An 11739-nucleotide genomic window follows, 5' to 3' on the forward strand; every position below is an offset into this window, starting at 1 on the left:
GAACATCAATAACAACATAATTATCAGAAAGTCTATTCCACCTTGTGACCAATGAGCCTCATTTTGGTAACTGGCCAGTAAACCCAGAAAGCCCTGCCTTCTATTGATTCAAATGGCACACAGCCAAAGTGCCGGCTGTCCATACTGTTATTACGGTTATCCCCCATCACAAAAACACTGTTTTCAGGCACGTAAAAAGGGCCAAATTTTCTCCTCATGGGCCCATTAATAAAATCTTCTTTTAGAGGCTCACCATTTATATAGGTAACACCATCCCTTATAAATATAGTCTCACCTGGCAAACCTATAACCCTTTTAATAAAGCGTTTACTCTGCCCCTGATAGGGACGAAAAACAACTATATCATAGCGTTCCGGGGGATGAAATCTGTAAATGAATTTATTTACAAAAAGCCTCTCCCCATCATGCAGGGTAGGCTCCATAGACTCTCCATCAACAACAAAAGACTGGGCTATAAAGGTAATTATAAAAAAAGCCAGTATGGCTGCAATGACAAATGATTGGAAAAACTCTTTTATATCTGTACTATCCACCTTTTTCCCCCCTACAACCACAGGTAAATACAATAAAGATTATTCTTCATCTTCTGTATTATCCAGGCGGGCAATTGCATTTTTGACAAAATCAATATCCACATTGGAACTAACCCTTAACCTGATAATATCATCTTTTATTTTAATAACTTTACCTTTGATACCACCAATGGTAACAACCTTATCTCCAGTTTCCAGGTTGGCCAGCATCTCCTGATGCTCTTTCTGCTGTTTCTTTTGTGGCCTGATTAAAAACAACCAGAAAACCCCAAACAATATAACAAGTGGTAATACATAACCTACTAATACTTCCATTCTTAATTCCTCCCATTTATTTTTTTAATCTCTTACCCGGTTATAGTAGTGAATGGGCCCTTACCCAAAAAAGAGAACCTCTTGTTTACTATTCAACACATAGCTTTAAATTCCTGCTAAATTGAGGCTTTATTTAAATATTTTCTAAGGAATTCATCTCTAAATTCAAGCAGGGCGTCTTCCTTTATAGCTCCCCTTATTTTCTCCATCAAAGATAAGAGAAAATATAGGTTATGGTAGGTAGTCAATCTTACACCAAGGATTTCTTTTCTTTTTATTAAGTGGCGGATATAGGCCCGGGTATAGTTTTTACAGACATAACAATCACACTCGGGATCAAGGGGTGTAAAATCTCTCTCATACCCGGCATTCCTGACAGTTAGCCGGCCCTGACTGGTAAAGACAGTCCCGTGCCTGGCAATTCTGGTCGGTAAAACACAGTCAAACATATCAACCCCCCTGATAACACCTTCGACAAGGTCTTCAGGAGCACCAACACCCATTAAATACCGGGGTTTATTTTCTGGCATCAATGGTACTGTAAAGTCCAGGACCTCCAGCATCTTTTCTTTCTCCTCACCAACGCTTAATCCACCTATAGCATACCCCGGAAAACCAATATCTATCAATGCTTCAACACTTTGCTTTCTTAAATCCCGGTAGACACCACCCTGAATTATTCCAAACAGGGCCTGGTCCTCCCTCTCATGGGCTTTTTTACAGCGCCTTGCCCACCTGACTGTTCTTTCAAGGGACCGGGCCACATAATCATAATCACTGGGATAGGGAGGGCATTCATCAAAAGCCATGATAATATCCGCTCCCAGTTCCATCTGAATTTGAATAGCCTTTTCAGGGGATATAAAATGCCTGGAACCATCAAGGTGAGACCTAAAATAAACTCCTTCTTCTTTTATCTCTCTGAGGTCAGATAGACTAAATACCTGAAAGCCCCCACTATCTGTTAAAATTGGTTTCTGCCAGTTCATAAAGTTATGGAGCCCTCCAGCCTCATCTATCAAACTCGAACCTGGCCGCAGGTAAAGGTGATATGTATTTGATAGAATAATCTGGGCCTTAATATTCTCTAATTCATCAGGAGTCATAGATTTAACTGTAGCCTGGGTTCCTACCGGCATAAAAATAGGAGTATCTATATCACCATGTGGTGTTTTGAGCTTTCCCAGCCGGGCCCGGGTGTTTATCTCTCGATGTAATAGATTGAAACTAATGGACATATACTTATAAATCCCCCTTTTACTGGTACATCTCAAATTTGTAATTCCTTTTCTAATTCCTCTTTTAAAACTATCTTTTACTGGATCTTAGATTCATAATATTAACATGGCATCACCAAAACTAAAAAATCTATATTTATTTTTGATGGCTAACTTATAGGCAGACATAACCATATCTTTGCCGGCAAAGGCACTGACCAGCATCAATAAAGTTGATTTAGGTAAATGGAAATTGGTAATAAGCCCATCTATGACCTTAAAATTATAACCAGGGTATATAAAAATATCAGTCCAGCCCCTCATGGCTTTTAGGTGTCTTTTTTCTACAGCAGCAGATTCAAGGGCCCTGGTCACTGTAGTACCGACAGCAATAACTTTTTTCCCTTTTTCTTTTGTCTCTTTAATCCTGTTGACCACATCTGTTGAAACCTCAAAATACTCACTATGCATCTTATGGTCCTCAACATTTTCCGCACGTACTGGTCTAAAAGTGCCCAGCCCCACATGAAGGGTCAAATAGATGATTCCAATTCCCTGTTCCTTTATTTTCTTTAGAAGTCGGTCAGTAAAGTGCAAACCTGCTGTAGGGGCAGCTACAGATCCCTTTTTCCGGGCATAAACCGTCTGATACCGGCCTTTGTCTTCAACTTTCCTGGTTATATACGGTGGTAGTGGCATTTCCCCTAATTCTTCAATAACCTTATCAAAATCACCGTCATATTCAAATTGCATAATCCTACCACCAAAATCGGTATAATCTTTAACAATACCAACCAGTTTTCCATCACCAAAAGAAACCCGGTTACCTTTCTTCATCCTTCTACCAGGTCTTACCAGAACTTCCCAGAGGCCTTCTGTTATACTTTTTAGTAATAAGACTTCTATCCTGGTCCCACTCGGTATTTTTTCACCAAACAACCGGGCAGGTATTACTTTAGTATCATTTAAAACAAGTAAATCTCCTGGCTCCAGAAACTTAATAATATTTTTGAAGACTGTTTCTTCAATTTCTCCAGTTTTCCGGTGTAAAACCATTAACCGGGAATCATCTCTGTTAGGTAAAGGCTTCTGGGCTATTAATTCTTCTGGTAGTTCATAATCAAATTCCTCAACCTTCATTTTCAGACCTCCATAATTAGTTCAATATTAACTCATGTATTAATTATTAAAAAGAGATTGCGACTTATTCTTATAGTCTACATCAAGGTGTTCGTAAGCAGCCAGGGTTGCAACCCGACCCCGCGGGGTTCGTTCAATAAAACCAAGCTGTAACAGATAGGGCTCATAAACATCTTCAATTGTCTCTGTTTCCTCACTTATAGAGGCAGCAAGGGTATTTAAACCCACCGGACCCCCGTTAAATTTTTTAATAATTGTTTTTAGTAGTTTATGATCAATATGGTCTAACCCCAGTTCATCTATTTCAAGCAGCTTCAGGGCCTTATCAACCACCTCAGTATCTATAATACCATCTGCTTTAACTTCAGCATAATCCCTGACCCTCTTCAATAACCTGTTGGCAATTCTGGGGGTTCCCCGGGATCTTTTAGAGATTTCAACAGCCCCATCTTCATTTACTTCTATCCCCAGAACCCTGGCCGAACGTTTTATTATTTCAGCCAGTTCATCAGTACCATAAAATTCCAGTCTGTTAATTACCCCGAACCTGTCCCTGAGCGGCGAACTTAATAACCCGGCTCTGGTTGTAGCCCCAACCAGAGTAAATGGAGGTAGATCTAACCTTATTGAACGGGCAGAAGGTCCCTTACCTATTATTATATCCAGGGAATAATCTTCCATAGCCGGATATAATACCTCTTCTACAACTTTATTTAAGCGGTGAATCTCATCAATAAATAAAACATCTTTGGGTTGTAAATTTGTTAAGATAGCGGCCAGGTCACCAGGTCGTTCAATAGCAGGTCCTGAAGTAGTATGAATGCTAACATTAAGTTCATTGGCTATTATATTGGCCAGGGTGGTTTTACCCAGACCGGGGGGGCCATAAAGCAAAACATGATCAAGGGGTTCCTGCCTGGTAATTGCGGCTTCTATGAAAATACTGAGTTTTTCCTTAACCTTCTCCTGACCAATAAAGTTATTAAGCCTTTCAGGCCTTAAACTCCTGTCAAGAGCCATATCATCTTCTTTTTTTTCTGGTGAAATAATTCTATTTTCTAAATCCATGACTAACTCCCCTTACTACCAAGGTACCCTAATGCCTTTTTGATATTTTCTTCAAGGCTGCCATTATTTTTTATATCAGCGTTACTTAAGGCTTCTTCAATTTCAAGCTCTGAATAACCCAGGGAAGCCAGGGCATCAGATAATTCTGTATTTCTATTATCAGGAAGGGGTTCTTCAAAATCCCCACTCATATCTTTTAATTTACCCTTGAGCTCAAGTATTAATCTTTTTGCCGTCTTGGGGCCAATCCCTGAAACCTGCTTTAATATACTAACTTTTTCAGTTAAAATAGCCTCTATAAATTTTTTATAGGAAAGGGATGATAAAATATTTATAGCAGCCCGGGGTCCAATCCCCGATACAGATAACAATGTTTCAAATAGTTCTCGTTCTTCCATGGTTTTAAATCCATACAGGTCAAGACTATCTTCTCTAACATAGGTATATACAAAAAGTTCTAATTTTTCTCCTACCGGTTTTAGCCTGACAGTAGATGGTACTAAAACCCGATAACCTACCCCTCCTGTCTCCAGAATTACTTTATTTTCAGCCTTCCAGATAACATTCCCTTTTAGATAACCTATCACCCTTTTGTCCCCCATTTCCGATTTAAGCGGTAACTGTTTCCATGGCAAATAGAAATAGCCAGGGCATCAGCTACATCATCAGGTTTTGGTATTTCGTTTAAATTTAACAGGGCTTTTACCATTCGCTGAACCTGGCTTTTATGGGCCCGACCATAACCGGCAACAGCCTGCTTTACCTGAAGCGGGGTATATTCATAAATTTTAAGACGGGCCTGGGATCCTGCCAGCAAAATAACTCCCCGTGCCTGACCTACTTCAATGGCTGTTTTCACGTTTTTATTAAAAAAAAGTTTCTCTACAGCCATCTGATCAGGATTATATTTATTTATTATATTAACCATATCTGTATGTATTATCTTGAGCCTGTCAACACTTTCTAGCTTTGATGGAGTATTAATAGAACCATAATCTATTACTCTATATTTATTGCCCTGCTTTTCGATCAGAGCATACCCGACTATTGCCAGGCCCGGGTCAACTCCTAAAATAACCAACGTACCACCCCATTAATACTAATATATGTTTGTTTATATATTTCTGTAAAGTGTTAATTAATTCCTTCTGGATTTATAAACAGATTTACTGGTATTACCTGCTATATTAAGTTTAATCCCTGCTGTTTATACTTTTTAATCCCTCAAGGATTGATAATAACTCTTCCTGGCTATTAACTGTAATACCCTGTTTTAAAGCTATTTTGTCCTTTTGTGGTAAATCCTCAACATTTATATCTGTTTTCTGCTTTAACACCCTGCTCTCAGGGGTACCATAAAAAATTGCCACTTTATTTCCCTTAATACCGATAAAAACCTTATTCCTATCTTCTGGAGCCAGGTCATTGACCTCTCTATAAAGAATCAAACCCCTTTCAGGAATATATTTTTTTACCTCCCAAACACCAGAAACTGATTCCAGTTGTGTCGGGGTTAACCCTACAAAGGATTCAGGCATAGAGGTTATATTTTGAACAGTTTTTTTGCTTTTCTTATAATATGTACTTAAAATAAGGGTTTCCCCCGACTTGATTTTCCTGGTTCCGATTTTAAATACATCAAAAGTAAAATAATTAGAGTTATTGTTATTTTTATATTTAGAAGTAACCTGCTGTTCTAACAGGGATAATGAATGGTATACATCATCAGGTAAACTGGATATTTTAACTTTATTACCTGTAAAATTTAAATCCCGGGAAGTATTATTTTCACCTGTTAACAGAAGGTATACTGATATAATGGTAATAAAAAATAATGTTAAAATAACAACACGGCGCCTAAATAACAACATTTAACCCCATCTCCTGTATATTTTTTGGCTTATTATACCCAGTAAACCAAAAAATATACAAAAGACACTGAGTTAAATCAGTGTCTCTATTCTTCAGTAATCTCTTCCATTATTTCATCAGGTATATCAAAATTAGAATACACTTCCTGAACATCGTCATGGTCTTCCAGGGCATCCATTAACTTCAGGACTTTTTTTGCCGTTGATTTATCATCTACATTTACGTTGTTTTCAGGCACCATAGCTATATCTGCTGAAGAAAATTTAATTCCCTGTTCCTCAAGTTGTTTCCTGACTTCTTCAAAATCAGAAGGATCAGTATAGATAGTTAACAGGTTATCTTCTGTAACAACATCTTCAGCACCGGCTTCAAGGGCTTCAAGCATTAACTCATCTTCATCAAAATCACTCTCATTTAAGTCAACAATCAGCTGCCCTCTTCTCTTAAACATCCAGGAAACACAACCTGATTCTCCTAGATTACCACCATTTTTTGATAAAACATGTCTTATTTCAGCAGCAGTTCTATTTCTGTTATCACTCATAAGTTCTAAATAGAGAGCAACACCCCCGGGACCATAGCCTTCATAAACAAATTTTTCATATTTTACTCCTTCTAATTCCCCGGTTCCCCTTTTTATTGCTCTCTCTATATTATCATTGGGCATATTATTATCTTTTGCCTTTTGAATCGCTAACCGGAGGTCAGGATTCATTTCAGGGTCTCCCCCACCCTCGCGGGCGGCCACTGTTATCATCTTACTCAATTTCGAAAATAATTTACCACGTTTTCGGTCTTCTTTTGCCTTTTTATGCTTAATATTGGCCCATTTAGAATGTCCTGCCATAAAACCCCTCCTTAAAATAATGTGCAATTTATTTTAACATACTTTCTCTAACTTTTCAATGTTACTGTAATCTAACGGGGAAATTAATTTTATAAAAAGGGTCTACATAAGATATATATTCTTCCCATTCAATTTTTATAAAAATAAAATGTCAAGGAAAATAAATTTTCCTTGACACATGATTTCTTGCTAATTATAAACCTACTGAATCTGTCTTAACCTTTTAATCAAATTCTTTAATTCCTTTCTTCCACTATTCTCCCAGTTTTCAATAAAATCTTCTATAGTTTCGATTTCAGCAGAGGTCAATTCTTCAATATCCTTGTCGCCAAATGGGACTTCAGGGTCTACTTCTTTAATAATATTAATAGCTTTCTTAATAGGATACTGGACTTTATAATAGATCTGATCAGTCATTTAAACCACCTTCCGTTACTACCATGTTGTTATTTATTTTCTCATATATTGACCTGATTTTTGGAATCCCCTCATTTTCCAAAAATCGCAAATAACCCTCGAGTGTAATTATCCGGTTATCCAGAACTCTATCGCTAAGGTCTACAGTAGAAACATCAAAATCTTTTACCTTACTTAAAGCAGAATTCAAACGGTTAATTGCTTCTAGAATATTTGCTTTCTTCATCTTTATACACCTCATTTTATTTGTTATTTATATTATAATAATTTTTCCTGAAAATAATACAACGATTTTTGTTACTAAGTTTTAACGGCAATTAGTTATCCAACACAATTACCCCATAAATTATTTTTAAGCAAGTGTAACCCTGTTTTTACCGGCTTCCTTTGCTTTATAAAGAGCCTGATCCGCTTTATCAATAAATTCTTCCTGACTCCATTTTTTATTATATTGAGCCACACCTATACTTACTGTTATATATAGTGATCTATTATTATCAAGTACAATTTCATTATCTGATATCAATTTTCTTAATCTTTTAGCTATAAATTCTCCCTGTTTCAGTTCAGTTTCCGGCAAAATTATAGCAAATTCTTCTCCACCGTATCTTGCTATTAAATCACCCTCCCTCAAATTATGTTTTAACAGGTGAGCAAGTTCTTTCAAAACTTTATCACCAACAAGATGTCCAAATCTATCGTTAACCTGTTTGAAATTATCAATATCCATAATTATGAGGGTTAATGGATGTTTATTTTCCTGTTTTAATAAAAGATGTAACCTGTTCTGGAAATAAGCATGGTTATATAACCCGGTTAAACCATCCCTGTTGGCCATTTCTTCCTGTTTTTTATATAATAAAGCATTTTGTAAAGCCACACTGAACTGGTTGGCAAAAGATTCGAGAAAACTGTGTTGTAAAATAGGTAAATGACCCTTATCCATTGAAAAAATATTTATAGACCCTATCAGTTCCTTACCTCTGGTTACCGGGACAATTATATATTCAATTTCTTTACCCTCTTCAATATTATCAAGGGGTATAATTTTACTTAAATCATCATCAAAAGATACTTTACCGGCAATAACTTTCTTTTTTCTGGATAACTCTTTATAAATCCCGGATGATAGGTCCAAAACAATTTCTTTACTCATATCCAGGGAAGCTATCAGGGTATTTTGTTTCCTGGTATAGATGTCATCAAAAAGCTTATCTGTAAATAACACTATTGAACAGGTTCTCAGCCCAATAAGGCCTACCAGAGCATCCAGGGAAACATCCAGTAATTTTTCAAAATCAAGGGTTGCATTAACAAAATTACTGACATTTTGAAGGGTTATAAGTTCGGCAACCCTCTGCTCCATTTCCCGGTAAAGTTTCTTTTCTCCTATTGTAAGGGATAATACTTTGGTAAGCAATTTTAAAACTTTCACAGAAAAGTCATTAAAGGTCTGTGGATCCGTTCCATAAAAAAACAAAAATCCGAAGTGTTTATTCTTGTTAGTTAAAGGAATAACTAACAAATACTTTAATCTGTTTTCTGCTTCAAACTGCGGAATCAGGGTAAAATCTTTACTTATTTCCCCCCCGTAAATTCTATTATCTCTTTTAATTTTATCTGTCAACTCTGAATTGAACTCCATCCTGGTTATATCCTGCTTCAAACTTATTACTTCATTTCTACCTTCATCATCTATATATAGACCGGTATATTTCACATTCAACATTTTATAACAGAAATCATTGACATCTTTTATAATTTTATGGTTTGATGCCTCATGATCAAATGATAGAAAAAAATCAAATACTGATTTAATAATCTTATATCTGCTTACCTTCTTGATGGCCATTTTATTTCCCCCAGCCCACACTAATCTAATCTAGTCCTATTCTTCTCACTATTAAAAACAAATTTGAATAAGCGCCTTTTTTAATTGATTACCATAGCTGCAAACTCTACACAGGCTTCTGCTTATTTCAGATTATGGATTTTAAACTCCCTTTTCGGTCAGATAGACTTTTTCATAATTTGAAATGATTCCCGTTGTTCCATTTAAGAAGCCACATACTTCAATCATTATAAAATTTATTATAAGAATCAAAAATAAATGACTTATGTAAATATTATAAATAAAAATTAAATATTTCAGTATAAGTTGACCTGTAAGCCGAGTTCTGTCTTGAATGGTCATCTATCTGAGATACCAGTCGCCTGGTACCTTTAGCGTCCAGACCCGGGGAACGGGCGGGCCACCCTTAACTCCCCCTACATGGACTTGCTTCGGGTGGGGTTTACCTAGCTACCCAGTCACCTGGGCACTGGTGAGCTCTTACCTCACCTTTTCACCCTTACCTTACCATTAAACAGGTAAGGCGGTTTGTTTCTGTGGCACTTTCCTGGGAGTCACCTCCACTGGGTGTTACCCAGCACCCTGCCCTGTGAAGCTCGGACTTTCCTCGGCTATATATATAGCCGCGACCATTCGGCCAACTTATACTGAATATTATGCCTCATATAATTCCATAAGATAGTATAACATTGCATTATATAAGTGTCAAGAAGAAACCAGTTCAACTTCTGACTGCTCCCAATAAATCCTTGTAGGTGTCAGGATCCATTCCAACCTTTGTTTCCGGAACTATCATATCACTACCCATTTTTTCAGAACAATTCTTACATAACCTGGTTTCAGGGAGGATCTCAAGCCTTTCAGGAATTATTCTTTTCCCACAGTTAATACAGGTATGAAATATAAATACCATAGTATATCCCTCCCCTGCCTACTTCTTCCTGCTTACTTATTTATAAAGCCACGGGTTAGTATTAATACGGGACTTGCAGACACCAACTTTAAACCCATTCTCTTTAAATTTATCTGTTAATAAACCTACCAGTAAGCTTTTAACATGTTTTTCAGTACCATAATGACCAGCATCAACTACAGCCAGCCCCAGTTCACTGGCCAGCTGGGCATCATGATATTTAATATCACCTGTTATATATAAGTCTGCCCTTTTATTTCTGGCTTCTCTAATGAGATCCCCTCCACTCCCACTACAAACAGCGATCCTCTTAACAATATTATCATAATTACCAGTATAACGAATATGTCTGATACCAAGTTTTTCTTTTACAATATCAACAAAATCAACAAGTTTAATACCCTTTTCCAAAAGGCCTATCCTGCCCAGTCCATATTTCTCTCCGGTATTATTCAGGGGATATAGATCATAGGCAACCTCTTCATAGGGATGAACTTTTTTTATAATATCAATAACTTTACTAATATTGTTAGCCGGTATAATAGTTTCTAGCCTCAATTCCTCGACCCTGGCCAGGTGCCCTTTTTGACCTGTAAAAGGATTACTCCCTTCCAGGGGTTTAAAAGTTCCCTCTCCCTTCACCGAAAACGAGGTATGGCTATAGTTACCAATAAATCCTGCTAAACCACTATCAAGTATTTCCTTCCTGACAACATCAAAATGACTTTCCGGAATAAATACTACTAATTTTATATAGGGTTTTTCACCGGTTACTTTAAGTGGTTGAATATCAGATAAACCTAGTAGATGAGACAGGTAATCATTAATACCTGAACCTACTATATCGAAATTAGTATGGGCGGAAAGAACAGCTATATTATTTTTTATTGCCTTCAAAACTACTCTCCCATTATAACTTTTGTCGTGAATTGATTTTAATCCTTTAAATAACAGGGGATGATGGGAAATAATCAACTGACAGTTTTCCTCTATGGCTTCCTCTACCACTTCCTCAGTAACATCTAATGTAACTAATACTCTATTAATCTCCTGACTAAAATACCCAATCTGTAGTCCAGGATTATCCCAGTCCATGGCCAGGAAACGGGGAGCAATTTCATTCATTACTCCTACAATATTTGATAACCTTACCATAAAAAACCCCTTTCCTCTCATTATATTCTCTTTTGAAAAATAAAGTTCATATTATTTTCCTATCACTTAATTTTATTGCCTGATTTCTTTTTTGTCAAATCTTCCATATATTAAATAAATTAAAAACCGGGGTATTTATACCCCGGTGTAAATTGCCATGTACTATAATTTATATTATACCCATTCTTGCATTAAAAATCTTTAAATTAAAAATACCTTGTTCTCATTAAAGAACAAGGTTTATTTACAGAAAAATAACTGGTGGGCCCACCAGGATTCGAACCTGGGACCAACCGGTTATGAGCCGGTTGCTCTGACCAGCTGAGCTATGGGCCCGATTGACTGCTGTGTTCCTGACGCAAGACTTATTATACGATATAAGCTCCCTG

At 36.8% G+C, this 11739-nt stretch carries 14 protein-coding genes, 1 tRNA gene and 1 other RNA gene; all 16 read right to left on the bottom strand.

The annotated features are described in order from the left end of the window. Positions 1-32: 32 nt before the first annotated feature. Complete coding sequence (gene lepB, locus HORE_RS06410; protein WP_012636161.1) at positions 33-554, bottom strand: signal peptidase I; 522 nt, start codon at positions 552-554, stop codon at positions 33-35. A 39-nt stretch (positions 555-593) separates the two neighbouring features. Then, positions 594-869 (bottom strand): preprotein translocase subunit YajC, encoded by a 276-nt coding sequence (gene yajC, locus HORE_RS06415; protein WP_012636162.1) that lies wholly within the window; start codon positions 867-869, stop codon positions 594-596. A gap of 116 nt (positions 870-985) precedes the next feature. Beyond that, positions 986-2107, bottom strand: a complete 1122-nt coding sequence (tgt, locus tag HORE_RS06420; RefSeq protein WP_012636163.1) for a tRNA guanosine(34) transglycosylase Tgt — start codon at positions 2105-2107, stop codon at positions 986-988. Between the two features lie 93 nt (positions 2108-2200). Beyond that, positions 2201-3226 carry a tRNA preQ1(34) S-adenosylmethionine ribosyltransferase-isomerase QueA gene (queA, locus tag HORE_RS06425; RefSeq protein WP_012636164.1) on the bottom strand — a complete coding sequence of 342 codons (1026 nt, stop codon included), beginning with the start codon at positions 3224-3226 and terminating at the stop codon, positions 2201-2203. 39 nt (positions 3227-3265) lie between these two features. Further along, positions 3266-4294: a Holliday junction branch migration DNA helicase RuvB gene (gene ruvB / locus HORE_RS06430; RefSeq protein ID WP_012636165.1), complete on the bottom strand. Its 1029-nt coding sequence runs from the start codon at positions 4292-4294 to the stop codon at positions 3266-3268. Positions 4295-4296: 2 nt separating this feature from the next. After that, complete coding sequence (gene ruvA / locus HORE_RS06435) at positions 4297-4881, bottom strand: Holliday junction branch migration protein RuvA (RefSeq protein WP_012636166.1); 585 nt, start codon at positions 4879-4881, stop codon at positions 4297-4299. After that, the gene (ruvC, locus tag HORE_RS06440; RefSeq protein ID WP_012636167.1) at positions 4878-5375 is read right to left on the bottom strand and encodes a crossover junction endodeoxyribonuclease RuvC; all 498 of its coding nucleotides are present in this window, start codon (positions 5373-5375) and stop codon (positions 4878-4880) included. Before ruvC ends, ruvA begins: the two co-directional genes overlap by 4 nt. 112 nt (positions 5376-5487) lie before the next feature. Continuing rightward, entirely contained in the window at positions 5488-6165 is a 678-nt protein-coding gene (locus HORE_RS06445; protein WP_012636168.1) for a BofC C-terminal domain-containing protein, read from the bottom strand. 86 nt (positions 6166-6251) lie between these two features. Next, positions 6252-7013 carry a YebC/PmpR family DNA-binding transcriptional regulator gene (locus tag HORE_RS06450; RefSeq protein ID WP_012636169.1) on the bottom strand — a complete coding sequence of 254 codons (762 nt, stop codon included), beginning with the start codon at positions 7011-7013 and terminating at the stop codon, positions 6252-6254. Positions 7014-7214: 201 nt separating this feature from the next. After that, on the bottom strand, positions 7215-7430 hold the full coding sequence (locus tag HORE_RS06455; protein ID WP_012636170.1) for a hypothetical protein: 216 nt from the start codon (positions 7428-7430) through the stop codon (positions 7215-7217). Beyond that, positions 7423-7656, bottom strand: coding sequence for a hypothetical protein (locus HORE_RS06460; protein ID WP_143710037.1), 234 nt, complete (start codon positions 7654-7656; stop codon positions 7423-7425). Before HORE_RS06460 ends, HORE_RS06455 begins: the two co-directional genes overlap by 8 nt. Before the next feature lie 126 nt (positions 7657-7782). Beyond that, positions 7783-9282, bottom strand: a complete 1500-nt coding sequence (locus tag HORE_RS06465) for a sensor domain-containing diguanylate cyclase (protein WP_012636172.1) — start codon at positions 9280-9282, stop codon at positions 7783-7785. Between the two features lie 298 nt (positions 9283-9580). Next, an RNA gene (gene rnpB, locus HORE_RS12610) (RNase P RNA component class A) lies at positions 9581-9927 on the bottom strand. 76 nt (positions 9928-10003) lie between these two features. Beyond that, positions 10004-10195, bottom strand: coding sequence for a TraR/DksA C4-type zinc finger protein (locus tag HORE_RS06470; protein WP_041605930.1), 192 nt, complete (start codon positions 10193-10195; stop codon positions 10004-10006). Between the two features lie 36 nt (positions 10196-10231). Then, positions 10232-11350, bottom strand: coding sequence for a Nif3-like dinuclear metal center hexameric protein (locus HORE_RS06475; RefSeq protein ID WP_012636173.1), 1119 nt, complete (start codon positions 11348-11350; stop codon positions 10232-10234). Positions 11351-11609: 259 nt separating this feature from the next. Then, positions 11610-11686 (bottom strand) — tRNA-Ile (locus HORE_RS06480). Positions 11687-11739: the final 53 nt, after the last annotated feature.

Source organism: Halothermothrix orenii H 168 (genome assembly GCF_000020485.1).
GTDB lineage: Bacteria > Bacillota > Halanaerobiia > Halanaerobiales > Halothermotrichaceae > Halothermothrix > Halothermothrix orenii.

Coding starts and splice junctions, on each gene's coding strand:
- yajC (WP_012636162.1), bottom strand. CDS start 869: ATGGAAGTATTAGTAGGTTATGTATTACCACTTGTTATATTGTTTGGG.
- tgt (WP_012636163.1), bottom strand. CDS start 2,107: ATGTCCATTAGTTTCAATCTATTACATCGAGAGATAAACACCCGGGCC.
- queA (WP_012636164.1), bottom strand. CDS start 3,226: ATGAAGGTTGAGGAATTTGATTATGAACTACCAGAAGAATTAATAGCC.
- ruvB (WP_012636165.1), bottom strand. CDS start 4,294: ATGGATTTAGAAAATAGAATTATTTCACCAGAAAAAAAAGAAGATGAT.
- HORE_RS06445 (WP_012636168.1), bottom strand. CDS start 6,165: ATGTTGTTATTTAGGCGCCGTGTTGTTATTTTAACATTATTTTTTATT.
- HORE_RS06450 (WP_012636169.1), bottom strand. CDS start 7,013: ATGGCAGGACATTCTAAATGGGCCAATATTAAGCATAAAAAGGCAAAA.
- HORE_RS06455 (WP_012636170.1), bottom strand. CDS start 7,430: ATGACTGATCAGATCTATTATAAAGTCCAGTATCCTATTAAGAAAGCT.
- HORE_RS06460 (WP_143710037.1), bottom strand. CDS start 7,656: ATGAAGAAAGCAAATATTCTAGAAGCAATTAACCGTTTGAATTCTGCT.
- HORE_RS06465 (WP_012636172.1), bottom strand. CDS start 9,282: ATGGCCATCAAGAAGGTAAGCAGATATAAGATTATTAAATCAGTATTT.
- HORE_RS06470 (WP_041605930.1), bottom strand. CDS start 10,195: ATGGTATTTATATTTCATACCTGTATTAACTGTGGGAAAAGAATAATT.
- HORE_RS06475 (WP_012636173.1), bottom strand. CDS start 11,350: ATGGTAAGGTTATCAAATATTGTAGGAGTAATGAATGAAATTGCTCCC.